Here is a 25,735-nt window from a genome sequence, read left to right on the forward strand (position 1 = left end):
AGAAAGGCATCAACGAATGAAACGACACCAGCAGCGACTGACGGTCGGCATCGACGTGGGCGGGACGAGCCTGCGGGCCTCCGTCGTCGACGCCGAGGGGCAAGTGCTGGATTCGACGGCTGCTCCTACTCCGCACACCGCGCGGGCACTCGAGCGCGGGCTCGACCGTGCCGTGCAGGAGCTGGCCGGGCGACACGACATCGCCGCCGTCGGGCTCGCGGTTGCAGGATTCATCGATTCCGAGCGCACGACAGTGCGGTTCGCTCCGCATCTGCCGTGGGTGAACACCCCCGTCGCAACCGAGATGAGCAAGCGCATCGGACTGCCGGTGCTGCTCGAACACGACGCCAACTCGGCGGCGTGGGCCGAATATCGATTCGGAGCCGCATCCGGTGGTCGAAACGTGGTGATGGTGGCCATAGGTACCGGAATCGGCGCGGCGCTGCTGATCGACGGCAGGATCTACCGCGGCAGCCACGGCGTGGCACCCGAGCTCGGCCACATTCAGGTGGTTCCGGACGGCCGGGCGTGCCCCTGCGGCAAGCGTGGCTGCTGGGAGCGGTACTGCAGTGGCACTGCGCTGGTGGATACCGCAGTCGAGTTTCTCGCCGCCGACCCGTCGTCGTCTACGACTCTGGCCCGTGAGGTGTTCCTCGATCCAGGCTCGTTGACAGGTCGTCGGATCGCCACTGCCGCGCAGGACGGTGATTCGATCGCCCGCCGGACGATGGAGGATTTCGCGCAGTGGCTCGGGGTCGGCCTGTCGATGGTCAGTGACGTGTACGACCCCGATCTGATCGTGCTGGCCGGGGGAGTGGCCACGTCGTCGAGCCAGTTTCTCGCCCGTGCGACCGACAAGTACGCGGAGCTGGTGACCGGCACCGGCCATCGACCGTTGGCTCGTATTCGAAGTACGCAACTGGGCGAAGCGGCGGGCATGATCGGGGCAGCGGAGCTTGCCCGGGCCCAGTTCGTCACCGGCGTGCGCTGACCGTATCGACCCATATCGTGTGAGCTCGGTCCCGGAGTCGCAGATGATGTGGCTGGTGTCATAAACCGTGGGTACAGTTCACTACGCGGCACGGTTCCAGGACGCACGGCCGCGGTCGATTCTCGCTCGCGGGAGCAGGCACCAAATGATTTCCGGACCATCATCAGGGAGCGCGTCAATGTGGTACTGGCTGTTCAAATTCGTCATCGTCGGGCCCCTGCTCATCGCCTTGGGTCGGCCCACGATCGAGGGTGCGGAGAACATTCCGACGCACGGTCCGGTCATTCTGGCGAGTAACCACAAAGCCGTTCTCGATTCTTTCTACCTCCCGCTGAAAACGCCTCGCCGCATCACCTTTCTCGCCAAGAGCGAATACTTCACCGGTCCCGGACTCAAAGGTGCCTTCCAGAAGTGGTTCTTCACTGCGGTGGGGCAGGTGCCGATCGATCGCACCGGAGCCGACGCGGCACAAGACGCTCTCAACGCCGGTGTTCGCGTGATCGAAGCGGGCAAGGTTCTCGGCATCTACCCCGAGGGCACGCGCTCTCCCGACGGCCGGTTGTACAAGGGCAAGACCGGCATGGCGCGTCTGGCACTGCAGACCGGAGTCCAGGTCGTACCGGTCGCGATGGTCGGTACCGAGAAGATGAACCCCATCGGTTCGCGCGTCTGGCGGCCGGCCAAGGTCACCATCCGCGTCGGGAAGCCCATCGACTTCTCACGGTTCGAGGGAATGGCAGGCAATCGGTTCGTCGAGCGCGCCGTCACCGATGAGGTGATGTACGACCTGATGCTGCTGTCCGGTCAGGAATACGTGGACGTGTACGCCGCGTCTCTGAAGAAGGCTGCACCGGTGGAAGATTCGGCTCCCGCGGCGCGCCGTATCCCCGACTCCAAGGCCAGCTGAACCCGCTATCGCTGAACCGCAGCGGCTTCGTTCGATGTGTTCGAGCGGTCGGAGAAGCTGATCGCGGCCAGGGCAACGATCGAAGCCAGAGCCCACCACACGTAGGCGGAGGCCGCGAATTGGTCCAGCAACGGCCAGCCGAGCCCGCTCCATCGTCCCTCGCCGAGCTTCCAATGTGGCGGATACACCATCAGCGCCAGTCCGACCGCAACCAGAGTCAGTAGCAATGCACTGCGGCGGCGATAGCCGAGGACGGCCAGCACGATGGTGAACGGAACCGCCCACACCCAGTGATGCGACCAGGATACCGGTGAGACCAGCAGGCCGAACATGGCGTTGATCGTCAGGGCCAGCGCAATCTGCCCGGCCCCGAACGCCTTTCGCATTGCGACCGCCGCTATGCCGAGTACCACCACCGACAATGCGATCCACAGGATCGACCGGGGCAGCTCGTCCAATCCCAGGCGCGCGAGTACGCCCGTGATCGACTGGTTCGGCGGGTAGGCCGGGCCACCGATCCGGTCGGAATCGACGATGGTCTCGGTCCAGTACTTCACCGAGTCCGACCACGTCAGCGCGAAGCCGATTGCGGTGAACACGGCAAAACTCAGAACCGAGATCACAGCGGCGCGAAAGTCTTTGCGCAACAGAAAGAACAACACGAACACGGCGGGAGTGAGCTTGACGGCGGCCACGAGACCGATCAGAACCCCTCGCGGCCACGGAGTCTTCTTCGGCAGGCAGTCGAGTGCCACGAACGCCATCAGCACGATGTTGATCTGTCCGTAGTTCAGGGTCGAGGTGACCGGCTCCAGTACGAGCACCGACAACGCGAACACTGCTCCGGCAGTCCACCACACGAGCGTGCGAGGACGAAGTCCGAGCGAAGTGAGGGTGACTACGACGGTGACCAGCAGCAGCAGCATGGACAGCACCGTGACCGCGATCGACGCGGCGTACAGCGACACCGACGACAACGGGCTGAAGATCGCCGCGGCGATCGGGGGATAAGTGAACGGCAGGGTCGTACCGGTCGCGATCGGCGGCAACTGCCCGTAGAGGTCCCCGCCCTCGGCGAACACCTGACCACCGAGTCGATACACGTCCAGATCGAGTCGGTAGTGCTCGCCGAGAGCCCGCAGACCGGGAAAGCCGTTCAGGTGGAACAAGACGCCGACCGCGGCGGCGATCAGGACCACGATCCTGCTCGACGCGGTAGCCCACCACGGCCACCGACGTGGCGTCGGCCCGGCCGGCTCCGATGCCTCGGCGATCGGACGGTTGGTGTCGGGCGATGTCACAACGTGGGCCTTTCGGGGCTGTTCGGATTCGGACTACCGGTACGTGGGGAGGTGTCGGGGCACGCGCTAGGGTGAGCCGCGTGCGCTACTTCTACGACACAGAGTTCATCGAGGATGGTCGCACAATCGAGTTGGTCTCGATCGGTGTGGTTTCGGAGGACGGTCGCGAATTCTATGCGGTGTCCTCCGAGTTCGATCCCGAGCGCGCAGGCCGCTGGGTTCGGCGCAACGTGCTGCCCAAGCTGCCACCGTACTCGTCACCGCTGTGGATGAGTCGGTCTCGAATCCGGGACGAACTACTCGAGTTCCTGGTGCCGCACTACGGTGCCGAGGTCGAATTGTGGGCGTGGGTGGCTGCGTACGATCACGTAGCGCTGTGTCAGCTGTGGGGTTCGATGACCGAGCTGCCCCGTTCTCTGCCGCGGTTCACCCGGGAGTTGCGCCAGCACTGGGAGGATCGAGGCAGCCCCGAGCTGCCGTCGGTTCCCGACGATGCGCACGATGCACTGGCCGATGCACGGCACAATCTGGCGAAGTTCCAGGCGATCGAGGAGTACTCGCACCGCGGGTGAACACCCGTTGTCCTGCGATGACAGTGGTGCGAATATCCTGTACCCGTGAACTGGACTGTCGACGTACCCATCGATCGCTTGCCCGACCTGCCGCCGTTGTCGCCGACGATGCGCACTCGATTGGACGATGCGTTGGCCAAGCCGGCTGCGCAGCAGCCGCAATGGGACCCCGAGCACGCAGCGGACATGCGCAAGGTGCTCGAGAGCGTTCCGCCCATCACCGTCGCCGGTGAAGTGGAGGCGTTGTCGGACAAGCTTGCTGCCGTTGCGCGCGGTGAGGCCTTCCTGCTGCAGGGCGGCGACTGCGCCGAGACGTTCGTGGACAACACCGAACCTCACATCAAGGGCAACATCCGCACGCTGTTGCAGATGGCAGTGGTGCTCACCTACGGAGCGAGCATGCCGGTGGTGAAGGTGGCGCGGATCGCCGGACAGTACGCCAAGCCGCGCTCGTCGAACATCGATGCGCTCGGTCTCCAGTCCTACCGCGGCGACATGATCAACTCGCTGGTGGCCGACGAGAGCGTCCGCGGCCACGACCCGTCGCGACTGGTGCGCGCCTACGCCAACGCCAGTGCCGCGATGAACCTGGTTCGCGCACTCACCGGCGCGGGCATGGCGGATCTGCACAAGGTGCACGATTGGAACCGAGAGTTCGTCGCGCAATCGCCTGCCGGTGCGCGCTACGAGGCGCTCGCGGGTGAGATCGATCGCGGGCTGCGGTTCATGGATGCCTGCGGCGTCTCCGACCCCAACCTGCACACAGCGCAGATCTTCGCGAGCCACGAAGCGCTCGTTCTCGACTACGAGCGGGCAATGCTGCGCCTGGACAACACCGACGATCACCCCAAGCTGTACGACCTGTCGGCTCACTTCCTGTGGATCGGCGACCGCACCCGCCAGCTCGACGGGGCGCACATTGCCCTGGCCGAGCTGATCTCGAACCCGATCGGTCTCAAGATCGGACCTACGACGACCCCCGAGATGGCCGTCGAGTACGTCGAGCGCCTCGACCCGACCAACAAGCCGGGCCGTCTGACGCTGATCTCGCGCATGGGCAACGGCAAGGTCCGCGACATCCTGCCTGCCATCATCGAAAAGGTGCAGGCCACCGGACACCAGGTCATCTGGCAGTGCGACCCGATGCACGGCAACACCCACGAGGCGTCGACCGGATACAAGACGCGGCACTTCGATCGCATCGTCGACGAGGTGCAGGGCTTCTTCGAGGTACACAACGGTCTCGGTACGCATCCGGGCGGAATCCACGTCGAGCTGACCGGCGACGACGTCACCGAGTGCCTCGGCGGCGCGCAGGACATCTCCGATCTGGACCTCGCCGGCCGCTACGAAACGGCCTGCGACCCGCGGCTGAACACGCAGCAGAGCATCGAACTGGCCTTCCTCGTAGCCGAGATGCTCCGCGACTGATTCGGTCGCTACATCCGGCTCAGGGCAGCGAGACGACCATCACCTCGGAGCCCGGTTCCACGTGGGAACCGGCTCCGGGGCTCTGGGTGATCACCAGCGAGCCGTCCGTGTCGACCACCTGACGGACGTCGATGGTCAGGCCGAGGGCTGCGAGCGTGGTACGCGCCGAACCGACCGAACGCCCGAGCAGCGAAGGCACGGTGACGGCGTTGGACACCTCGAGCACGGCGGTGGTTCCCGATCTGACCGTCTGCCCGGCTTCCGGAGTCGTTCCGATTGCCTTGCCGCCGTCGGTCTCGTCGTCGAACGTCTCCCGAACCTCGCCGACGGTGATTCCCACCGATTCGAGCGTTGTGCGGGCCTGGTCGACGCTCTGGCCGCGCACGTCGGGCACCTCGACCGGCGGTGCGCCTTTGCTGCGCAGTACCGTCACCGAGCTTCCGGTGGTCAGAACAGTGCCCGGTGGTGGGTCCAGTGCTGCGACCCCGCCGATGGGAGCGGTGGTGCTGAAGGCCTCGCCGCCGTCGACGGGAGTGAAGGTCCGGTCGCGGAGTTGCTGTTCCATATCGTCGACGGACGCGCTCGCGTCGATCGAGGGGACACTCGGGCTACCCAATGAAACCAGCAGAAACACTGTGTCGCCCTTGGCGATTCGTGATCCACCGGTGGGGTCGGTGCCGATGAGAAGGTCGGTGTCCACCGAGTCGGAGTAGGTTCCGCGCACCGCCGCCTCCAGTCCGGCGGCCTCGACGGCGCTGGTGGCACCGGTGGTGTCGAGCCCGTCGACCATCGGGACGGCGGTGTAACGACCTGATCCCATCCACCAGCCGCCGAAGCCGACGAGCACGGCGAGCAGGGCGACGACGAGCAGCCAGATGACGATCGCACGGCGCGAGCGCTGTCGATCCGCCTCGAAGTCCGGGAAACGGTACTGCCCTCGGCCCGTCGCAGGTGGCTCGGCGGGCGTCGCATCGTCGTCTTCCGGGGCGTACTCGACACCGCGGGAGGTCGGTGACGTCACCACACGGGTGTGCTGTACCCCGTGTTGCGGGGGCGGGGGCGGGGAATCCTGGACCACCTGGGTGCGAGCGGACGGCGCACGATCACCGGCCACCGTCGTCGGTGCTCCTGCGGCCGCGGAGCTCAGATGCTCGGCCGACCGCTTCGGCGCGGGTACTCGGTAGTCGGGCAGCGCCAGCGCCGACGCGGCCCCGCGCAGCGCGCGCGCCATGTCGTCGGCGTTGCGATACCGGTGTTCCGGGGCGCGGACGGTCGCGTGCTGGACCACCTCGTCGAACTGCGGCGGAACGCCCGCGATGAAGGTGGAGGGAAGCGGTACGTCGTTGTCGATGCGCTGATAAGCGATGGACAGCGAGGTGTCGCCGGTGAACGGGGTGCGTCCGGTCAGCAGCTCGAAGAGCACGATTCCGACGCCGTAGACGTCGCTGCTCGCGGACGCCGAGCCGGTGGTGACCTGTTCGGGAGACAGGTACGCGGCGGTGCCCAGAATCACACTGCTGGACGTGACCGTCGAGGCTGCGATGGCACGCACGAGTCCGAAATCGGCGATCTTCACGTCGCCGTCGTCGCTGATCAGAATGTTCTCGGGTTTGATGTCGCGGTGCACCAATCCTGCTCGGTGGGCGACCGCGAGCGCCTCGAGAACCGGCCGAACGACGGCGACTGCCGCGTGTGGTGGCATGGGGCCACGCTCACGCAGGAGCTCGCGTAGGGTTCCGCCCTCGACGAGTTCCATGACCAGGAAGGCGTGCTCGCCGTCCCGCCCGTGGTCGTAGACGGCGACGAGGCCTGGATGGCTGAGCCTGGCCACGGCCCGTGCCTCGAACTCGAATCGCTGGACGAACTGCGGATCCTCGGCGAACTTCGGATCCATGATCTTCACCGCGACCGGGCGATCGAGCCTGGTGTCGAGGCCGCGATAGACCGTCGACATACCGCCCCGTGCGATCGGTCCGTCGATACGGTATCGACGATCGAGCATCGAACCCGGTATCACCGAACCTCCTCTCGTCGTCCACTGCTCTGGCTGCTGTGCTGTCCGCTTCGGTGCCGGACCTCTTCTGTGCGGAACTACGACGCCGATCGTATCGGTGCGTCGACCGGCCATCGGCGATCGTGTCGTGCTGTCCCTGCCGGGTCTGCCGTTTTTGAAGTCTGGACGCCGGACCCGTTAACGTTACCTGCGTGAGTGCCATTCCCTATGCCGACGACGTGCTCGATCCGTCGGTGTCTTTGCTGCAGTTCGCCGACGTCGCGAAGATCCTCGACGTCCCCAAGACCCGCGTCGAGCAGCTCGTTCGAGACCGCCAGCTGCTGGCTCTGAAGCGTTCGCGTGTGCCCGGCGTTCCCGAGCAGTTCCTCGACGCGAGGACGGGCTCCATCGTCAAGGGTCTGCCCGGCTTGTTGGCCGTGCTGCACGACGGCGGCTACGAGGACGAAGAAATCCTGCGGTGGCTGTTCACCGAAGACGAGAGCTTGCCCGGTGCTCCCGTGGCCGCACTGCACGGTGATCTGATGCGCGAAGTGATCAGGCGCGCACAGGCCATGGCCTTCTAGCGAACGGTCGCACGCTTGAAGCCGGTGACCGCGAACTGTGGAAGTGCGATTCGAGCTCGAGTCCACTGCGGCACCGTCGCCCGCTGAGAAAGCACGCGGTAGCCCTGCGACTCGACCTCGTCCAGAATCCGGCCGTAGAGAATCGACGCCGTACGCATCGACGGACGCACTCGCGGGTCGAGCATGTCGATACCGGCATCGGACGTGCGATAGATCGAGCGGGTGACGGCGATCAGGTGCGCGAGAGCTCGGGTGACCCGGGCATCGACAGTGCCCTTCGTGCGACACCACCGGAGCAGTTCTTCGTCGACTCCGAAGGCAGCCAGCTCGTCGGTGGGGAGATAGATTCGATCGCGATCGAGGTCCTCGCCCATGTCCCGAATGAAGTTCGTCAGCTGGAATGCCTCGCCCAGGGCTGCGGCAGGAGGCTCGGCCTCGGACCGTTCGACGACGGTTCCCAGGATCGGCAACATCTGCAGTCCGATGACCGCAGCGGAGCCGTACATGTACTCGCGCAGTTGCTCCATCGTTCGGTAGCGCGAGACGAACACATCGCTGCCAGGAATGTCCATGCGCATCGAGTGCATGAACGCGAAGAAGTAGTCGTGCGGAATGTCGTACCGCAACACGGTGTCGCACAGTGCGCTCAGTACCTGGTCGGTCACGCTGTGCGGCAACGGCTTTCCGGTCAAGGCGTCGCGTACTCGGGATTCGATCGCGTCGAGCTCGACGATGCGGCGAGCGTTGAGCTCGTCCGATCCGACGGCGATGTCGGTGCCTTCGAGGTCGACGATGTCGTCGACCATGCGGGCGAATCCGTACAGCGCGTGCACTGCTGCGCGCTTGTCCGTCGGCAGCAGGCGGGTGGCGAGGAAATAGGTCTTACCGTGCTGGGCGTTGAGCTCGCGACAGATTCGGTACGCCTCGTGCAGCGCCGGATCGATGCCGTCCAGTTCCTTCATCGCGGGAGTCTCATGACGTGGACTCGTCTCCGGATGGTTCGGGTGCGGTGTTCTTGGGCGCGTTCGGCACGGCACGGTGTTCCCTGGATCGGTCCGATCGTAAACGCAGCGGGTCGACGCGCGTCAACGCGAGGGCGGCAACCACGGCCGCGATGACGGCCAGTGCCACGTGCACGATGTTGTACAGGCCGATGGCGCCGTCGGGTTGGAAGACGAGCATGAGCCATGTCGACAGCCCGGTCAGGACCATGAGCGTCGTTCGAGACAGTGCGAAGCCGGCGGCGATCGCCAGCGGCCACGAGTAGTACCAGGGCAGGGCAGCGGGGGAGAGAACGACCGTGGCGACGAGGGCGATCAGAATGCCCTTGACGGCGTTTCGCTCGGACTTGCGGCCCCACCACCAGGCTGCAGCGAGGATGACCACCAGGGCGATCGAGCACAGCAGCCGCATGACGTAGAGAACCGGGTCCAGTCGAAGATCGAGGAACCAGGAGGTACCGACGGTCACCAGGTGCGCGAGAATCGTGGGAAGCGAAAGCCAGTTGATGATCTTCGCCGATCCCGAGAGCGCTGTCAGCCACCCGATTCCCACTCCGGCGACCAGCGAAGAGACCGCGAACACCGCAACGAAGACCGAGGCTCCGATACCCGCGGTCTTCGTGAACACCAGCACCGGCGAGGGCGGCGTTCGACCTTCGGCGCGGGCCTTGTCCCGTACGTGCAACATCCAGATCCAGACCAGGAAGGGCAGTGCCAGGCCGGCGGTCGCCTTGATCGCCACCGCGATCGCCACCAGTGCGATGCCTGCCACGTGGCGATGTTCGAGGGCCAACACGATGCCGGCCGTCATCAGGCCGACCATGAGCAGCTCGTTGTGCACCCCGCCGATCAGGTGGATCAGGACCAAGGGGTTGAGCACTGCGAGCCACACAGCCGTGGTCGCTCGGCCGCCGAGGTGCTTTGCCAGCCGCGGAACCGCCCACATCATCAGTGCCAGACCGGGCAACATGGTCAGGCGCAGGAGCATGGTCCCCGCGATGACGTTGTCGCCCGTCAACGTGGTGATACCGCGCCCGAGTAGCAGGAACAGGGGGCCGTAGGGGGCCGTCGTCGTGGTCCAGACATTGCTGACGTTGTCGAGCAGAACCCCCGGATTGGCAACGGGGCCAACGCCGTACGGATCGAAACCGTCACGGAGCAGGGCACCCTGAGCCAGGTAGGAGTAGGCGTCGCGGCTGAACATCGGTACCGACAGCAACAGCGGTGCCGTCCATGCCGGAACGATCCACCTGAGCTCGCCGACCGTGGTGCGACCGTGCAGGGTCGCTCGCCCGAGCCGGACCCAGGCGGTGATCATCAGCAGTACGCCGACCCAGACGATGATGGTCGACAGTACGAATCCGTGGCCGAATCGCAGCCACGACAGGTGCATCTCCTCGAGCAGTGGATCGCGTCGGCGCACGCTACCTGCGCCGAACCCGCCGAACGTGATGCAGACGGCCCCGACAACACCGAGGATTGCCGCTTTGCCCTCCGGGCTGCGGAGAAAGTTTCCCGTGGCGGTCATTCTCGACGGTCGTGGTGAGGTCGACGACGCGGAGGCGTCGTCCGACGATCGATCCTCGGAGGTGGAGTGCGACGAAATCGAAGACATTGCCGCCTACTCCTCCTCTGCAACGAATTTGTTGTTCGCGATCCACATCTGAAGCCGATGCGTTTTCGCCCGACGCCGAACGATCATGGTCGCAGCAATGAACGCGACCGGCAAACGATCGCGTTCAGCTTAGTTGGTCCGTGCAGTGAATCGAACGAAGCTACCGCCCCGAGCGTCCTGTCACCCGTTCGGCGGCGAGCTTTCCCGACACCAGAACCGTCGGAACGCCCACACCCGGCGTCGTACCGGAGCCGGCGAGAACCACGTTGTCGAGTCCGGCGACCATGTTCTTGCGTCGGAACGGTCCGGTCTGCCGGAACACGTGAGCGGACGAGAACGGCGATCCTTCGATCATGCCCTTCTGCGCCCAGGTCTCGGGTGTGTCGATGTGGTCGAGAACGAATCCGTCCAGAAGTCCCGTGTACCCGCGACCCTCCATCGTCGTCAGTATTTCGCGGAGATAGGGGTGCGCCAATTCCGCCCACGCCAGCGGGGCGCTGTCCAGATTGGGACACGGTGCCAATATCGACACCGGCTCACTGCGAACACCGCCGCGCACCACTTCGAGGTTCGGATCGCTCACCGAAGGCCGGGTGATGAGCAACGAGGGATCGGCCATCAACGATCCCTTGCCCGCTTTGGCGGTGATCCTCCGGAACGTCTCGGCCCATTCGTCGCCGAAGTCGATGGTGTGATGCGCGCGAGCGGGCCACTTCGCGGTCTGTTCGACGGGAACGGTTCCGTGCGCGACGACCGCCGACGGTGAGACGACGCCGTAGCCGTTGTGCCTGCCCTTCTTCGACACCGACGCCCGGTCCAGGAGTCGATCGACCACGGGCAGGTCTGCGGTGAGAACGAGTGCGTCGCAGGCGATTCGATGGCCGGTTGCGGTCAGCACGGAGTCGGCACGCCCGCGGTCGACGGTGATGTCGACGATCTCGGTGCCGAGGTCGAGTGTTCCGCCCGCGGTGACGAACGCGTCGGCCATGGCCCTGGCGATGGCCGCCATGCCGCCCTCGGGGAAGAAGACGCCGAGCGAGGTGTCCATGTGTGCGATGGCCCCGTAGACCGCAAGAGCCTTCTGCGGTGCCATGCCTGCGTAGAGCGCTTGAAAGGTGAAGACGCGGCGCAGCCGGGTGTCTTCGAGGAAGCTGTCGACACGCGGTCCGAGTCTGCCGAAGCCGCCCAGCTTGATCAGCGTGGCGGTGTCGCGAACGGCGGCCTTCGAACCCACGAGATCGAGCGGGGAATCGAAGTTCGAGTCGATGTACCGGTCGAACTCGGCATCGAAGATGTCGGCCAGCCACCGACGCAGGTTGCGGTATCCCTGCGCCTCGGCGGGCCCGCAGGTCCGTTCGACCTCGGCCGCCATCGCCTCCGGGTCCGAGTAGACATCGATCGACGTACCGTCGGCGTACCGCGTGTGATAAGACGGCGACAGCGCCCTGAGCCGGATCTGCGGAGTCGTCGACTCGAAATCGGCACCTACCGCGGCCAGAGCCTCGAGCACCAGGTTCGGCATGGTCAACACGCTTGCGCCGTTGTCGATGTCGTACAGATGCGAGCCGTCGGTGTCGGACACCGGATACACCCCGACTCGGCCGCCCACGGTCTCGTCTCGTTCGACGATGGTGACCTTCTTGCCTGCTCCGAGCAGATGCAGACCGGCAGCCAATCCAGCCAATCCGGCTCCCACCACGACGACCCGGTCGGTGGGTCCGGCGACCGTGCGAATCGAAGACATGACGCTCACTTTCAGTACTGCCGCTTGATTGCGGCGGTTGCCATGGCGCGCAGGTGCGCGGCAGCGGCCGGCTCGATCGAACTGTTGTCGAGGGTCGCAACCGCCCGAGCGCCGAGCTCGTCGATCTGCCGTTCGACGGCGTCGACTGCTCCGAGTTCGACCAGAATCGAACGAATATCGGCCACTGCCTCGGCGTCCAGTTCGGTGCCGAGGCTGGCCCGGATCGTGGCTGCAAGGTCGGGCCGGTTCTCGTCGGCGTGCTTCAGTGCCGACGCGATGAGCACGGTGCGCTTGCCCTCGGTGATGTCGTCGCCCGACGGCTTGCCGGTCACCTCGGGATCGCCGAACACTCCGAGCAGGTCGTCGCGCAACTGGAACGCGATCCCGATATCGGCCCCGAAGCTGCGATAGGCAGCGATCAGGTCTTCGTCGGCATCCGCAAGAACTGCGCCGAGGTGCAGCGGTCGTTCCACCGTGTACGCGGCGGTCTTGAAACGATTGACCCGCATTGCAGCCGCCACCCCCTCGTCGGTGCCTGCTTCGGCCTCGATGTCGAGGAGTTGGCCACCCAGGACCTCGGTGCGCATGGCCGACCACACCGGCTGGACCCGGCGTGCCGCGTCGTTGTCGATGCCCGATTCGCGGAGTAGATCGTCGGCCCAGCACAGGGCGAGATCACCGACGAGAATGGCCGCCGACTCGCCGAAGTGGTTCGAGGAGCCGGACCAGCCCGCGTCCCGATGTCGTTGGGCAAAGCCGACGTGCACGGTCGGAAAGCCTCGCCGTGTGTTGGACGAATCGATGATGTCGTCGTGGATCAGGGCACAGGCCTGAATCAGTTCGAGCGCCGAGCAGGCGCGAAGCACTGCGTCGGATCGCGGACCGGTGGGTTCGCCACCCGCACCGAGCCACGCCGTCCAGGCGAACGCGGGGCGCATGCGCTTGCCGCCGCGCAGCACGAACGCTTCGAGATCTGCCACGGCTGCGGGGTAGCCACCGCCGACGGTGTCGACGACCTCGCGGCGCGTGGCGAAGAACTCGGCGAGCTTCGCGTCCACGGCAGCACGCAGCGCCTCCGGTCCTATTGCAGCGGTGGGGGTGTCGACGACGGGCGAGGACAAGTCTCCGGACAGGACGATCCTCCAAGGTGTGCGGTGGGTGCGTCGGAATATGGTTCCCAGACTAGTAGCCGCCCACACCCGTGCGCCGACGTGCAGCGAACACCGACGCCCGGGAGGCCCGACAGGCTGTCCGACGCGCAACCTATGATCTTCGGGTGAGCGAAGAACCAGTCCGGGGGCGGGCGAGCCGAGGGTTCGTGACGAACACGCCGTCCATCGTCGACCGACTGCGCACTGAACCGGACGCCAGAATCCCGTTTTCCGTCGAGTTCTCGCCGCCGCGCGATGCTGCAGCCGAGGCCAGGTTGTGGCGTGCAGTCCGTGAGTTCGAGCAGCTTGCCCCCGCCTTCGTATCGATGACGTACGGTGCCGGAGGCTCGACGCGTGACCGGACGGTGCGCGTCACCGGGCAGATTGCGGAAGAGACCACGCTGCTCCCTGTGGCGCATCTCACTGCCGTTTCGCACAGTGTCGACGAGTTGCGGTCGATGGTCGGGTCATACGCCGACCGCGGCATCACCAACATCCTCGTGCTGCGCGGAGATCCGCCGGGAGATCCGCTCGGTGACTGGGAGAAGCATCCGGACGGCGTCGAGTACGCGGAGGAACTCGTTCGGTTGGTGCGCGATCTCGGCGACTTCCACGTCGGAGTGGCGTCGTTCCCCGAAGGACACCACCGCGCCGACGACCTCGAACAGGACACCAGGTGCCTGGTCGGCAAGCTCCGTGCCGGGGCCGAGTACTCGATCACCCAGATGTTCTTCGATGTGGACGACTATCTGCGTCTGCGCGATCGGGTGTCTGCGTACGACGCCGAGCAGGGTGCAAAGCCGATCATCCCCGAGATCATGCCCATCACCTCACTCCGGTCGGTTCGCCGGATGCTCGAGCTCTCGGGCACCACGCTGCCGTCCTCCCTGGACGAGAAGTTCACTCGCGCAGCCGGATCCGGGCCCGAAGAGGATCGCGCCGCCGTCCGAGAGGTGGGCATCGAACTCGCCACGAACATCGGCGAGCGGCTGATCTCCGAAGGTGCACCCGGTTTGCACTTCATCACGTTGAACTTTGCCCGCGCCACCCGTGAGGTGTTGTGCAACCTGGGTCTCGCGCCCGCGCGGGTGTAGCCGCGTCAGTGCTGCGGTGAGGGCGAGGGGCGAGACTTCCACGTCAACGATCCGCGTTGCCTGCGAACGTGCGATTCCGCGACGAGCCCGGTGAAGGCGAGAATCGACACCGGATGCAGCGCAGCGTCCACCACGTCGTCGACGCCGAACCGCGGTCCCGATTCGCGTCGACGCGCGGCCATTCGAGACACGGTGCCCGCGAGGTATCCGGCCCAGCCGAGGCGACGCACCGATCCCGAAGCCGTGAGTGCCGCTATCGGCGGCACCAGGTAGATCGCGGCCGACGCCACTGTGGCGGTGGCCGAACCGACCGGGCCGCCGAACTCGTTCCACAGCCACCGGCTGTACCCGGACCGCAGGTCGACAACCGACTGGTACATCCGGCAGCTGACGAACCCCGCTCCCGACACCACCACCGTCGACATGCCTTGCCGGCGCAGGGTGCGTGCCAGATCGAGATCCTCCGTTGCGCTGGCCGCGACGCAGCCGTGGCCCCCGATGGCGCGATAAGCGGCGGCGTCGAATGCCATGAACTGACCACACGCCACTGCCATCGAGGGCAGCAGCATCGAGTTGGCCAACGGCACGGGAAGAGTGGACATCCAGGACCAGGCGAGCAGCGGTTGAACGAGTCGCTCGGCGACACTGCCGACCAGCTGTTCGGGCCACGGGCACAGCAGCGCCGCAGCCTGCTGTCGTAGCGTCCCCGCAGCGGCCGCCACGGCATCGGGCGCGAGCCGCACGTCGGCGTCGACGAACATGATCAGCGACGCCTGTGCGTCGCCTTCGTCGGCCAGTCTCGCCAGCTCGGCGCAGGCGGCGGCCTTGCCGGTCCAGCCGACCGGGGGAGCGGCATCGGAGGTCACGACGCGAATTCTCGGGTCACCGGCGGCCGCCGTGCGGGCAGCCGACGCTGTTCCATCGCTCGAGTCGTCGTCGAGGACGATGACGTGCAGATCGGTGCACGATCGCTGACGGGTGAGATCGCCGATCAACGAGGGCAGTGTCGTTACCTCGTTACGGGCGGGAATGCAGACGACGATCCGTTCGGTGATGTCCCGATCCGGAGTTCGCAAGCCGGGCGTGAAGCGCGCATTGAGCAGCGACACTGCGGCCGACGCCGTTGCCAGGACGGCGGCGGTCGCCGTCGTTCGTGCGAGGAGTCGGTCGGTCACACCGACGTTCTGTCGGTCGGACTGTCCGCCTCGGGTCCTCGAGGCTGCCGATTGCGCAGCGGTGGGTTGCGCGAGACCCAGGCCATGGCTCCGATGATGGCCGCGACGCCGACGGTCACACCACCGACGATGCCCGCCCAGCCGGCGAAGCTTCTGGTGTTGGGATCGGGGTAGTTGACCTCGGCGCGCACCGACGTCACTTCGCCTGCTGGCAACTTCCAGGAGATGGAGTTGTCGCTCTCGCGGGTGCCGTTCGTGGTTCCGATGCGGGCAGGGAATGCAATGGTGAACTGCACGTCCGAACCCTGAGCCGGAACCGAGGACAGGTCCGCGTTGCCCGCCAGGGTGACGGTGTCACCCGAGCGCTGCAGCTCCAGCTGGAACGATCCGGCAGCGTTCTGGAAGATGGACCCGAGCGTCTGCACATCGCCGAACGAGAGATCGTCGAAAATGGCCTGTGAGCCGACGTATCCGTCCTGGTTGTACGGCTCGACGCGCACCTTGTCCTCGATCGAGGACGGAACCACCAGCTCCGGGCCGGTATCGGAGTCCGATGTCGGCACGCTGGCCGCCACGATCTGGCCCGCCACCCGGTCGTTCGCCGACACCCCCATCGTGACCTGTACCCGCAGGCACCCGGCCAGCAGCGGCGCGACCAGCAGCGCCAGTGCGACCACCGAGAGAATTCTTCGGCGGTGGGTTCGGTGAGATGTTCGCGATGTCGACTGCACAGCGACATCGTGCCAGGGCATCGAGCCGATGTCAGTCGGCAGGGGTTGTCAGCGAGGCGTGTCGGTACCGAGACCGGAGACTGCTGCGCGTGATCGTGGGCGACGCTCGCTGCCACCGATCCACACCAGCGGTACGCCGACCGCGCCCATCACCAGGAACCCGTACACCGCCGAGAATCGAAGTTCCGGACCGTCGAGGAATACGGCATGCGCGAGCGCCGACCCCAGCCACGTCCACAGGAACAGCCCGATCGGTACCGCATCGTCGAACGGTTGCAGCCGGGTGTCGGACGGGCGAACGCCTCCGATGGCACGGTCGAGCGACTCCACTACCGCCGCCATCAGCGTGGCCACCACGAGCCAGCCGAGGTAGTTGGTCAGCGGGATGGACGGCACCCCTGGCAGGCCGACGGCACCGGCCGTCCACGTCCATTGGCCGTCGGTGACCATCTGCGGATCGAGATAGAGGTCCCAGCCGACCATGCCCACCGCTACCGCCGCGATCCGGAGGCCGGCGGCGCGGACCTGTGTCGTGCCGAGACGGCGAACGACGTAGGTCACCGCGCACCAGATCGGGTAGAAACCGGCCGTCCAGGCCAGCGGGACCACCACGGGAACCTCGAACAGACTGGGACCCAAGCGATTCTGTGCGTAGAAGTATTCGCCGAAAGGGATGCCGGTGGCGGTGCCCACCAGTTCGGATGCGAAACCGGTGCCTGCCGTCACGAGGACCAGAACGGTGGCCCACACCGCTCCTCGGTGCAGCACGGCGTGCAGGATCGACGCGAGTGCCAGCAAGGCGACCACAGCAACCGTCACCGCGTCTCGGGTCGTGCCCGACACCAGTGGGTAGACGATCTGGCAGCCGACAGCAGCGACCGCCACGACGATCGGTGCGATCCTCATACTCGCCTCCTCCGGAAGAACTCGCGACGGCGTCCGGCGCGGCCGTCGGCGATCGCGATTCGTGCTGCCGATCGACCACTGGCTGCGGTGACCCCGCCACCGGGGTGGGTGGATGCGCCGGTGAGATACAGCCCGTCCGCCCCCGGGACTCGATGACCCGCCAGTTGTGGGTGCGGCCGCCACATCATCATCTGGTCGAGTGACATGTCCAGGTGCATGATGTTGCCTCCGATCAGCCCGAGCTCACGTTCGATGTCGAGCGGAGACTGGACGTGTCGATCCAGCACTGCACCGGCGAACCCGGGTGCGTACCGATCCATTTCGGCCACGATCCGGTCCGCCTCGAACTCGGCCAACGAGCGTTCGCCCGGGACGTCCGAACGCCATTTTCTGCCGTCGGCGAGAGTGTGCGGATGCCACTGCGACCACAGCGAGATCTGATGCTGTCCTGGCGGCGCGATGGTGGGGTCGATGGCACTGAACGACATTCCCAGCACGGCCGGAGTCGGCGGCAGATCACCGGCGAGTGCATGGCCGTGCGCCAGGCGCAGCTGGCTGCGATCGCGCACCAGCAGCGCAAGGCCGTGGGTGCCGTCCTCGATTCGGTCGGCGCTGGGATACACCGGAAGAGCGTCGGTGGCCAACCGGACCGCAGTACCGAGTCCCGGACCCACCCGAATCGTGCTGCGCCACCGAGCGATCTGCGTCGCGTCGTGCCCACCGTCGGCGAGCAGGTCGAGCGTGGTCAGGATATGACAACCGGCAACGACGACACGGCTGTCGATCTCCCGACCCGACGCGGTCCTGGTGGTCCAGCCGTGCGGCCGGCGTACGAGCGAGGTCACGGCGTCGCCGAGAGTGAGTTCGGCCCCGTCCCGGTGCAGGCGGGCGATCATCGCCTCGGTCAGCGCACCACTGCCACCGACGGCGCGGCCGGGCGGAAGGGTGTGCATGAGAGCGGCAAAACCGACCATCGGTGCGGTACCCGGCTCGGACATGGGCGGACCCGACTGAGCACCGAACCATGCCAGTGCGGCCTTGAGGCGTTCGCTCGAGAACATCTCGTCCAGCAACGAATCACCGGTGGCGAGAAATTCGCGGGAGAGCATGCTGCCCCCGTCCGGAGCCCCGAGACCCCAGAAGGAGCGGAGCAGCTTCGCCCCGGTCGGCGGCCCGCCGAACGCGCGCATGGTTCGTTCACTACGGGGACCCCAGACCGAGACGAACGTGCGGTAGGCGTTGGCGTCCGCGGCCCCGCACGCGGCGGCGATGGAGTCGCAGGTGCGATCGAGGTCGCGATGGAAGACGAGGGCGCGCTCGTCGGTGTCGACGGCTCCCGGTGCGAACGCCCAGGGATCGCAGTCGATGTAGCGCAGGCCGAACTCTGCGAGGTCGAGTTCCTCGACGATGCCGGTGTGGCGAATCATGATGTGTGCCGACGAACCGCGATCCACTCGATGTCCGGGAAAGCGCTCCACGGTGGATACTGCGCCACCGGCAACGGTGTCGCGTTCGAGAACCTCGACAGACCACCCGGCATCGGTCAGGTAGCAGGCGGAGGTCAGGGCGTTGTGGCCGGAGCCCACCACCACAGCGTCGATCACATCTTTCAGGCTACTGGCCCGTCCAGCGGCAACCGGCGACCCAGGACGGCGAAGGGCCGTCGATCGCCCGCGAACCTGAAGTCCCGCAGCACGTCCGCAAAGCCCAGCCGCCGATAGAGCCGCCAGGCTCGATTGTCCTCTCGCGCCACCTCGGGTGTGGACAACATCACGTTGTCCGCGCTCACACCGTCGAGCAACCGACGGCACAGTTGCCCGCCGAGGCCATATCCCTGAGCGCTCGGGAGGACGTGGAGCTCGGTCAGCTCGAAGTAGTTCCCCAACGCGTTCTCGACGCTGTGCGGAGGGTGTCCCGAGCGGCGCAACCCGTCACGAACCTGTTGATGCCACCACTGATGGGGTGCACCGTGGTAGCCGTAGGCAACTGCGACCAGTGAATCGGGCTGGTTCGGGTCGGAGTTCGGGAGCAGCGCTCCGACCGCTCGCCAGCCCGGACGATGCAGATGTTCGCTCCACATCGGTGCCCGGCTCTGCTCGGTTCCGCGTGGGTAACCCATGGCTTCGACGTAGATCGACAGTGCTTCGAGCAGCCGCAGGCGGAATTCCGGGGGCGTCAGATCGACCAGGTACGGCGTTGTCCGCGCATCGGTGACGACTGTCCTCAACCTTTCTTCGGAAACTTGTCGGTGGGCACAGCTATATTGAAAAGCGTCGAACGGGTGTTCGATGATCGGGGCCGAGTGCGCCGGTGGCTTCGACTCGAACTAGGGGTCGAATACTCCGGAGTTCGACTGTAAGGCTTCGTCACGGTTCCGGGCGCGTCAGGTACGCACCGGAGATTCGAACTGGAGGTGTTCGAGTATGACGATCACGAAGGCATTCGATGCCGGCGTGCGGTCGCCGGTGCCGCGTCAGGCCCGGGTTCTGCTCGGTCGGGCCGATGCTCTGTTGTCCGAGTCCATCGGGGAGAGCGATGCGGGTGATCGGTTTCTCGGAAGCTACGCCGCGGCGCTCAAAGGGGCGGCGGCAGTACTGGCGTCGTTGCCGAACTCGATCGGTGCGCGCCCGCGCTCGCGCAACGCGTGGGTGCTGATGGCGAAGGCGGCACCCGAACTCGCAGTCTGGTCGGAGTACTTCGCATCGTTCTCGGCCACCCGCGCCGCGGTCGAAGCGGGCGCGTCGAGCACGATCGCCGATCTCGATGCCGACGATTTCTATCGGCACGTGAGTCGTTTCTTGAACTCGGTCGACGATCGACTCGGCGGTCAGTCACGGTTCGCCTCCGTCGATCCGATGGCCACACCGTTGTCGGCGTAGCTCACCGAGCTGGTCGACGGGTGTGAACTGCCACGTCACGCGGTGTTCGGTCGTAGTTTCCGGGACGCCCGTCTCGAAAACTTCGGCGTTTCTCAGGAACACATCGTGCGAGTAGGTGGTAAGCAGCGGATTCAGCTCGTATCATCGTCACTAGGTAGCCGCCAAGGTCAGCTTCCCGTCGTTTCGCAACAGAAACGACCTTCAATATCAGTGCAGGGGGAGGTACCGTGCCACTCTCCGAGCACGAGCAGCGCATGCTCGATCAGATCGAGAGCGCTCTCTACGCCGAGGATCCCAAGTTCGCGTCTCATGTGAGAGGCGGTCGCGTTCGCGCGGCGTCGAGCAGGAGGCGCTTTCAGGCTGCCGCGCTGTTCGTCGTGGGACTCGTGTTGCTCGTCGCCGGTGTTGCTTTGTCGACGAACAGCTTGGCTTTTCTCGTCGTCAGTCTCATCGGCTTTTTGTTCATGTTCGGTGCCGGGGCACTGTTCCTGTTCGGTGGCTCCAAGAAGGGAGCCGCAGCGACGCCGGACGAAGGTGGCACAACCAACAGTGCTGCCGAAGCCTCCGGTCGTGGTTCCGGACAGAAGTCGAAGGGTGGCCGCAAAGGCGGCAGCTTCACCTCTCGCATGGAAGATCGGTTCCGTAAGAGGTTCGAGCAGGACTGAGTCGTCCGGGTTCCGAACAACCCGCCCGATATCGGTTCGCTCCCACAACTTCACGCGTCACGCACAGCAGCACCTCACCTTCGGGTGGGGTGCTGTTGTCGTTTCCGCCGCTATCGGACCACGTTCCGCGGCCGCCTCTGCCGACCGGCGTCGGAGGCCGGGTGGGGATGGTCGTAGCCGGCGCATGTCGAGCCGCCTCCCCACTTCGCCCCACGATCAGCAAAAGTCCCCACTTTTCCCCACCTGAGCCCCACTTGGTGCATCGAAGCGATGCTTCTCGGCCGCCGGTGGCGTGAAATGCCTGGTCGTACCGCTGGATCGGAGGGGTCTGGGTGCCCGCCGTCGGTTCGTGGCTACTTTCCATGGTCGGGTGCTGACCGGTAATTCCAGCAGTCTTACTGTCGCTGAGCTGCGGATATGTGCATTTGCCCAAAGTTTTCACGCTGCGAATGGTTCGAAGTGGGGGAGAGTGGGGTAAAGTGGTCCGCAGCGGAGAGTCGAGGCTGGAGGTGGCGAGTGTTTCTCGGTACCTACACGCCGAAGCTCGACGACAAGGGTCGACTGACGTTGCCGGCCAAATTTCGGGACGCGCTTGCAGGAGGTGTCATGGTGAGCAAGGGGCAGGATTTCAGCCTCGCGGTCTACACCGCGGCAGACTTCGCGGAGCGTTCTCGGAAGCTGACGGCGGCGTCTCGTGCCAACCCGAAAGCCCGCGCCTACGTTCGTCAGTTCTTTTCGGGAACCGACGAGCAGCGGCCGGACGGACAGGGACGCATCACCATCAGCCCAGAGCACCGTCGCTACGCGGGACTCGAACGTAACTGCGTCGTGATCGGTTCGATGGACTTCATCGAAATCTGGAACGACGAAGCATGGGCCCGTTACTCCGCTGAAAACGAGCAGGACTTCTCCGACGCATTCGACGAATCCCTCGGAGGAATCTTGTAGCCCGCCCCGGTCGCCTGCGAGTGCAGCGAGGCCTCTGCCCGATCAGAACCCTGACGTTCTTCCCCAACGCCAGGTTTCGCAGATCAGGACCCTGACGTTCTTCCCCAACGCCAGGTTCCCTATCGGACAGGGACCTCGAAGCATTCGCACCGGCGTCCGTGGGCAACCCGCACGGCCCGGACCCGGGCGAGACGTACGTACGCACGACCGGGAGGAACCATGACGGAGGGCGACGGGCAGGACGAGAGCGCATCGTCCACCGACCGACCCGATCGTCGATCCGCAGGTCCGTTGCACGTACCGGTTCGACTCGACCGCGCCGACGAATTGCTCGGCCCCGCAATCGATTCCGCGGACGGCACCCGCGTCATGATCGACGCGACCCTGGGACTCGGCGGTCATGCCGAACACTTCCTCCGAACCTATCCACATCTGCACCTCATCGGACTCGATCGCGATCCCGATGCACTCCGACTCGCCGGATCTCGGTTGGCTCCGTTCGCCGATCGAATCACGTTGGTACACACAACGTACGACGGTATCGCCGAGGCACTCGACGAAGCCGGTCTGCCGGCACTCGATTCCGTGCACGCCATTCTGTTCGATCTCGGAGTGTCGTCGATGCAGCTTGACGAGTCCGATCGCGGGTTCGCCTATTCCGTCGATGCGCCACTGGACATGCGGATGAATCCGACGGTGGGCATCACTGCTGCCGACGTGCTCAATACCTACTCGCACGGTGACATCGCGCGGGTGCTCAGTACCTACGGCGAGGAGCGGTTCGCCGGCAAGATCGCCTCCGCTGTTCTGCGACGACGTGAGCACACACCGTTCACCACGAGTGGTCCGTTGGTCGAGTTGCTCTACGCCGCAATCCCGGCCGCAACGCGGCGAACCGGTGGGCACCCGGCCAAGCGCACCTTTCAGGCCCTGCGTATCGAGGTCAACGGCGAGCTGGACTCGTTGAAGTCTGCGGTGCCTGCCGGGCTCGAGGCCTTGGCTGTGGGTGGCCGGGTGGTCTTCATGTCGTATCAGTCGCTCGAAGACCGAGTAGTCAAGCAGGAGTTGGCCCCTCGGATCAAGTCCCGTAGCCCCGAGGGGCTGCCGGTCGAGCTTCCCGGAATGGGTCCGGAGTTTCGGCTCCTGACCAGAGGTGCCGAGCGTGCCTCGGATGCAGAAATCGACGTCAACCCACGCTCGGCTCCGGTGAGATTGCGCGCCGCCGAACGGATTGCAAGGAGAGCGGAATGACGGTTCCAGGCACAATCGTTGGAACACAACGCAATCGGGTTCCCGCGACGCGCCCTGAACGTACGGGTAAGGGCGGTGGACGATCGGGCGCCGCGCTTCGTGCGTACGAGCGCAGGCAGCAGCGCGCCTCGATTCACACGTCGGACTCCGCTCGTGGTTCCGGCTCTCGTCGGTCGATCGACGGAGGTGCCATCGCTGCGCGAATTCCGTTCGTTGCCTTGATCATCGGCTTGCTCGCCCTCGGGCTCGGCTTGACGTTGTTGCTCACCACGCGGTCTGCCGGCGACTCCTACGACCTCAGCGCCGCCAAGGCCGTCAACACCGAGCTTGCTCAGCAGCGAGCAGCATTGCAGCGCGATGTCGAGTTGGCGGAGTCGGCTCCCGAATTGGCACGCAAAGCCGCCGGGCTCGGAATGGTTCCGGCCAAGAATCCTGCGCGCCTGATCGTCGCCCCCGACGGCGGCGTACAGGTCGTCGGTACCCCGGCTCCGGCCGACGGTGCGCCGGTTGCTCCGCTCGATCCGGTCGCTCCCGCCGCTGCAGGCGAGGGCACCGTCCCCACGTCGGGATCACAGTCGCAGCAACAGACGCCGCGCAGCGCGTCGCAGCCCAACCGGACCTCGGGCACGGTCGATACTCGTGCCGCCACGCCGAGCGCAAGCAATGGCGCTGGAAACACTGCGCTTGCTGAACAATTCATTCCCATGAGCATCCCCTCGCTCGAGACACCGTCGGACGAAACTCCGTCGTCCGCTACCCCTGCGGCTCCGGCCACTCAAGAAGCCGCGGGTGACGGGCAGTGACCAGGCCTACGCCTGCTCCGAGTCGACGGCCACCGAGCCGAAAGCGTCTCGACTCGTCCACTTTTCGGTTCCGTCACGGCACCGGCAGAGTTCTGATGTACGTGGCGCTGGCCGTCGCGGCAGCGCAGTTGCTGTGGATTCAGGGTTTCGACGGTCCCAGACTGTCGGCCGAGTCGGCGTCGCAGCGCACCACCACCCTTGTCGATCCCGCGATGCGCGGGTCGATTCTCGATCGCAACGGAAATCCGATCGCCTTCACGATGGAGGCGAAAGCGCTGACGTTTCAGCCGGTTCGGGTTCGTAAGGAACTCGACGAGGCCAGGGCGAAGGATCCCACTGCGCCGGAGACCGAGCAGTACCTCGAGGACATCGCCGCGCGCATTCACAACGATCTCGGTGACGTGATCAGCGAGAAGGATCTGCTCGCGAAACTGAAGAGCAACGACGAATTCACCTACCTGGCACGGGGTGTGGATGCCACCGTGGCGTCGAAGATCAGTGCGGATTTCAAGCAGGTAGGGCTGGAGCGTCAGGACATTCGGGAGTATCCCGGCGGATCTCTGGCCGCCAACATCGTCGGTGCCACCGGCTGGGACGGACACGGTCTGCTCGGCCTGGAGGATTCACTCGACGCGACTTTGGCCGGAACCGACGGTTCGCAGACCTACGACCGTGGGTCCGACGGTGCTGTCATTCCCGGCAGCTGGCGTGACAAGCAGCCTGCAGTCAACGGTTCCAGCGTCGAACTGACCATCGACGCAGACCTTCAGTACTACGTGCAGCAGCAGGTGCAGTTGGCGAAGGACCTGTCCGGAGCCAAGAATGCGTCTGCCTACGTGCAGGATTCACGCACCGGTGAAGTGCTGGCGATGTCGAACGACAACACCTTCAATGCCGGGATCGGTGTCGGTAACAACGAGCGCACCAAGGAGATGGGCAATCTCCCCGTCACCACCCCGTTCGAGCCGGGTTCGGTGAACAAGATCATCACGGCGGCTGCGGCCATCGAATACGGACTCACCACCCCGGACGAGGTGTTGCAGGTTCCGGGCAGCATCTTCATGTCCGGTGTGTCGGTCAAGGATGCGTGGGACCACGGTGTCGCGCCGTACACCACGACCGGTGTGTTCGGTAAGTCTTCCAACGTCGGCACGCTGATGCTGGCGCAACGCGTCGGCGAGGACCGATACGCCGACATGCTCAGCAGGTTCGGCCTGGGCCAGCGCAGTGATGTCGGTCTGCCCAACGAGAGCGCCGGAAGCGTGCCCAGTCGGGATCAATGGTCGGGCGGCACGTTCGCCAACCTTCCCATCGGTCAGGGCCTGTCGATGACGCTGCTGCAGATGACCGGGATGTACCAGGCGATCGCCAACGACGGCGTGCGCATCCCCCCGCGCATCGTCGAGGCGACGGTGGACGCGAACGGTCAGCGGACCGAGACCCAGCGGCCGGACGGGGTGTACGTCGTCAGCCCCGATACCGCGAAGACGGTTCGCAACATGTTCCGTTCCGTCACCCAGGACGACACGGGTAACCAGCGCGGGACTGGTGTGGCCGCAGGCGTCGAGGGCTACCAGATCAGTGGCAAGACCGGTACGGCGCAGCAGGTCGATCCGGAATGCAAGTGCTACTCCAACTCGAACTACTGGATCACGTTCGCGGGTATCGCACCCGCCGACGATCCTCGCTACGTGATCGGCATCATGCTCGACGCCCCGACACGCAGCGCCGACGGCTCGGGCGGTCAGTCGGCAGCCCCTCTGTTCCACAACATCGCCAGCTGGATGCTGCAACGGGACAGTGTGCCCATGTCGGCAGACCCCGGACCCAAGCTGGTTCTGCAGGCAGACTGAGTTCCGAACCCGCCGGTTCTTCGAGTCGGGGCGGCAACATCGCGATCCCGGTCGCCGGTAATCTGACACATCGGTTCGGGCGCGTTCGTTCGGCCGCCGCCGCGGCGTGATCGAGCCGGGGCAGGCGCGCGCCCTGCAGT

At 65.6% G+C, this 25,735-nt stretch carries 24 protein-coding genes; 13 read left to right on the forward strand and 11 right to left on the reverse strand.

The window, feature by feature from the left end:
- Positions 1–16: 16 nt before the first annotated feature.
- Positions 17–991: an ROK family protein gene (locus tag CH305_RS19985; protein WP_032404044.1), complete on the forward strand. Its 975-nt coding sequence runs from the start codon at positions 17–19 to the stop codon at positions 989–991.
- A gap of 178 nt (positions 992–1,169) precedes the next feature.
- The gene (locus CH305_RS19990; protein WP_032379058.1) at positions 1,170–1,898 is read left to right on the forward strand and encodes a 1-acyl-sn-glycerol-3-phosphate acyltransferase; all 729 of its coding nucleotides are present in this window, start codon (positions 1,170–1,172) and stop codon (positions 1,896–1,898) included.
- 5 nt (positions 1,899–1,903) lie between these two features.
- Here CH305_RS19990 and CH305_RS19995 read toward each other — a convergent pair whose 3' ends face one another.
- On the reverse strand, positions 1,904–3,199 hold the full coding sequence (locus tag CH305_RS19995; protein WP_373454573.1) for a glycosyltransferase 87 family protein: 1,296 nt from the start codon (positions 3,197–3,199) through the stop codon (positions 1,904–1,906).
- An 80-nt stretch (positions 3,200–3,279) separates the two neighbouring features.
- Between CH305_RS19995 and CH305_RS20000 the strand changes: the two genes are divergently transcribed.
- Positions 3,280–3,771 carry a polyadenylate-specific 3'-exoribonuclease AS gene (locus CH305_RS20000; protein ID WP_032379547.1) on the forward strand — a complete coding sequence of 164 codons (492 nt, stop codon included), beginning with the start codon at positions 3,280–3,282 and terminating at the stop codon, positions 3,769–3,771.
- 45 nt (positions 3,772–3,816) lie between these two features.
- Complete coding sequence (locus CH305_RS20005) at positions 3,817–5,202, forward strand: class II 3-deoxy-7-phosphoheptulonate synthase (protein WP_032379057.1); 1,386 nt, start codon at positions 3,817–3,819, stop codon at positions 5,200–5,202.
- A 19-nt stretch (positions 5,203–5,221) separates the two neighbouring features.
- Here the strand turns inward: CH305_RS20005 and pknB are convergent, their stop codons facing one another.
- Positions 5,222–7,204 carry a Stk1 family PASTA domain-containing Ser/Thr kinase gene (pknB, locus tag CH305_RS20010; RefSeq protein WP_094704708.1) on the reverse strand — a complete coding sequence of 661 codons (1,983 nt, stop codon included), beginning with the start codon at positions 7,202–7,204 and terminating at the stop codon, positions 5,222–5,224.
- 203 nt (positions 7,205–7,407) lie between these two features.
- On the opposite strand from pknB, the gene CH305_RS20015 reads away from it, so the two are divergent.
- Positions 7,408–7,779 (forward strand): Rv2175c family DNA-binding protein, encoded by a 372-nt coding sequence (locus CH305_RS20015; RefSeq protein ID WP_032403938.1) that lies wholly within the window; start codon positions 7,408–7,410, stop codon positions 7,777–7,779.
- Here CH305_RS20015 and CH305_RS20020 read toward each other — a convergent pair.
- Both CH305_RS20020 and CH305_RS20025 read right to left on the reverse strand, forming a co-directional pair.
- A complete protein-coding gene (locus tag CH305_RS20020; RefSeq protein ID WP_037150864.1) occupies positions 7,776–8,741 on the reverse strand; it encodes a phytoene/squalene synthase family protein in 966 nt (321 codons plus the stop codon). The two genes, CH305_RS20015 and CH305_RS20020, sit on opposite strands and share 4 nt — an antisense overlap.
- A gap of 10 nt (positions 8,742–8,751) precedes the next feature.
- On the reverse strand, positions 8,752–10,308 hold the full coding sequence (locus CH305_RS20025; protein ID WP_242640170.1) for an alpha-(1->6)-mannopyranosyltransferase A: 1,557 nt from the start codon (positions 10,306–10,308) through the stop codon (positions 8,752–8,754).
- Here CH305_RS20025 and CH305_RS29545 point away from each other — a divergent pair.
- Complete coding sequence (locus tag CH305_RS29545; protein WP_254925410.1) at positions 10,298–10,447, forward strand: hypothetical protein; 150 nt, start codon at positions 10,298–10,300, stop codon at positions 10,445–10,447. The genes CH305_RS20025 and CH305_RS29545 overlap by 11 nt on opposite strands.
- Positions 10,448–10,555: 108 nt before the next feature.
- On the opposite strand, the gene crtI is transcribed toward CH305_RS29545, so the two are convergent.
- The gene (crtI, locus tag CH305_RS20030) at positions 10,556–12,139 is read right to left on the reverse strand and encodes a phytoene desaturase family protein (RefSeq protein WP_242640168.1); all 1,584 of its coding nucleotides are present in this window, start codon (positions 12,137–12,139) and stop codon (positions 10,556–10,558) included.
- A gap of 11 nt (positions 12,140–12,150) precedes the next feature.
- The gene (locus tag CH305_RS20035) at positions 12,151–13,260 is read right to left on the reverse strand and encodes a polyprenyl synthetase family protein (RefSeq protein ID WP_032403940.1); all 1,110 of its coding nucleotides are present in this window, start codon (positions 13,258–13,260) and stop codon (positions 12,151–12,153) included.
- A 197-nt stretch (positions 13,261–13,457) separates the two neighbouring features.
- On the opposite strand from CH305_RS20035, the gene metF reads away from it, so the two are divergent.
- Complete coding sequence (gene metF, locus CH305_RS20040; protein WP_032403941.1) at positions 13,458–14,384, forward strand: methylenetetrahydrofolate reductase [NAD(P)H]; 927 nt, start codon at positions 13,458–13,460, stop codon at positions 14,382–14,384.
- 5 nt (positions 14,385–14,389) lie between these two features.
- On the opposite strand, the gene CH305_RS20045 is transcribed toward metF, so the two are convergent.
- Genes CH305_RS20045 through CH305_RS20065 form a run of 5 tightly spaced genes read right to left on the reverse strand, consistent with a single transcriptional unit; the run spans position 14,390 to position 19,423 of the window.
- Complete coding sequence (locus CH305_RS20045) at positions 14,390–15,559, reverse strand: glycosyltransferase family 2 protein (protein ID WP_094704710.1); 1,170 nt, start codon at positions 15,557–15,559, stop codon at positions 14,390–14,392.
- On the reverse strand, positions 15,556–16,311 hold the full coding sequence (locus tag CH305_RS20050) for a DUF3153 domain-containing protein (RefSeq protein ID WP_179278358.1): 756 nt from the start codon (positions 16,309–16,311) through the stop codon (positions 15,556–15,558). The genes CH305_RS20045 and CH305_RS20050 overlap by 4 nt, the downstream gene beginning before the upstream one ends.
- 27 nt (positions 16,312–16,338) lie before the next feature.
- Positions 16,339–17,196 (reverse strand): carotenoid biosynthesis protein, encoded by an 858-nt coding sequence (locus tag CH305_RS20055; RefSeq protein ID WP_094704711.1) that lies wholly within the window; start codon positions 17,194–17,196, stop codon positions 16,339–16,341.
- On the reverse strand, positions 17,193–18,800 hold the full coding sequence (locus CH305_RS20060) for an NAD(P)/FAD-dependent oxidoreductase (RefSeq protein ID WP_094704712.1): 1,608 nt from the start codon (positions 18,798–18,800) through the stop codon (positions 17,193–17,195). The genes CH305_RS20055 and CH305_RS20060 overlap by 4 nt, the downstream gene beginning before the upstream one ends.
- 5 nt (positions 18,801–18,805) lie before the next feature.
- On the reverse strand, positions 18,806–19,423 hold the full coding sequence (locus CH305_RS20065) for an N-acetyltransferase (protein WP_032403944.1): 618 nt from the start codon (positions 19,421–19,423) through the stop codon (positions 18,806–18,808).
- Positions 19,424–19,619: 196 nt separating this feature from the next.
- Between CH305_RS20065 and CH305_RS20070 the strand changes: the two genes are divergently transcribed.
- The 6 genes from CH305_RS20070 to CH305_RS20095 all read left to right on the forward strand — a co-directional run bounded on the left by CH305_RS20070 (position 19,620) and on the right by CH305_RS20095 (position 25,595).
- Complete coding sequence (locus CH305_RS20070) at positions 19,620–20,075, forward strand: SAV_6107 family HEPN domain-containing protein (RefSeq protein WP_094704713.1); 456 nt, start codon at positions 19,620–19,622, stop codon at positions 20,073–20,075.
- Positions 20,076–20,302: 227 nt separating this feature from the next.
- A complete protein-coding gene (locus CH305_RS20075) occupies positions 20,303–20,740 on the forward strand; it encodes a DUF3040 domain-containing protein (protein ID WP_032379047.1) in 438 nt (145 codons plus the stop codon).
- 516 nt (positions 20,741–21,256) lie between these two features.
- On the forward strand, positions 21,257–21,688 hold the full coding sequence (mraZ, locus tag CH305_RS20080) for a division/cell wall cluster transcriptional repressor MraZ (protein WP_027497352.1): 432 nt from the start codon (positions 21,257–21,259) through the stop codon (positions 21,686–21,688).
- Positions 21,689–21,907: 219 nt separating this feature from the next.
- Positions 21,908–22,939, forward strand: a complete 1,032-nt coding sequence (rsmH, locus tag CH305_RS20085; protein WP_094704714.1) for a 16S rRNA (cytosine(1402)-N(4))-methyltransferase RsmH — start codon at positions 21,908–21,910, stop codon at positions 22,937–22,939.
- A complete protein-coding gene (locus tag CH305_RS20090) occupies positions 22,936–23,742 on the forward strand; it encodes a hypothetical protein (RefSeq protein ID WP_052077715.1) in 807 nt (268 codons plus the stop codon). The genes rsmH and CH305_RS20090 overlap by 4 nt, the downstream gene beginning before the upstream one ends.
- On the forward strand, positions 23,739–25,595 hold the full coding sequence (locus CH305_RS20095; RefSeq protein ID WP_032403947.1) for a penicillin-binding protein 2: 1,857 nt from the start codon (positions 23,739–23,741) through the stop codon (positions 25,593–25,595). Before CH305_RS20090 ends, CH305_RS20095 begins: the two co-directional genes overlap by 4 nt.
- Positions 25,596–25,735: the final 140 nt, after the last annotated feature.

The sequence above is a fragment of the Rhodococcus sp. 15-649-2-2 genome, from assembly GCF_002258645.1.
GTDB lineage: Bacteria > Actinomycetota > Actinomycetes > Mycobacteriales > Mycobacteriaceae > Rhodococcoides.

Coding starts and splice junctions, on each gene's coding strand:
- CH305_RS20070 (WP_094704713.1), top strand. CDS start 19,620: ATGACGATCACGAAGGCATTCGATGCCGGCGTGCGGTCGCCGGTGCCG.
- CH305_RS19990 (WP_032379058.1), top strand. CDS start 1,170: ATGTGGTACTGGCTGTTCAAATTCGTCATCGTCGGGCCCCTGCTCATC.
- rsmH (WP_094704714.1), top strand. CDS start 21,908: ATGACGGAGGGCGACGGGCAGGACGAGAGCGCATCGTCCACCGACCGA.
- CH305_RS20025 (WP_242640170.1), bottom strand. CDS start 10,308: ATGACCGCCACGGGAAACTTTCTCCGCAGCCCGGAGGGCAAAGCGGCA.
- CH305_RS20090 (WP_052077715.1), top strand. CDS start 22,936: ATGACGGTTCCAGGCACAATCGTTGGAACACAACGCAATCGGGTTCCC.
- CH305_RS20020 (WP_037150864.1), bottom strand. CDS start 8,741: ATGAAGGAACTGGACGGCATCGATCCGGCGCTGCACGAGGCGTACCGA.
- CH305_RS20055 (WP_094704711.1), bottom strand. CDS start 17,196: ATGAGGATCGCACCGATCGTCGTGGCGGTCGCTGCTGTCGGCTGCCAG.
- pknB (WP_094704708.1), bottom strand. CDS start 7,204: ATGCTCGATCGTCGATACCGTATCGACGGACCGATCGCACGGGGCGGT.
- crtI (WP_242640168.1), bottom strand. CDS start 12,139: ATGTCTTCGATTCGCACGGTCGCCGGACCCACCGACCGGGTCGTCGTG.
- CH305_RS19985 (WP_032404044.1), top strand. CDS start 17: ATGAAACGACACCAGCAGCGACTGACGGTCGGCATCGACGTGGGCGGG.
- CH305_RS20050 (WP_179278358.1), bottom strand. CDS start 16,311: ATGCCCTGGCACGATGTCGCTGTGCAGTCGACATCGCGAACATCTCAC.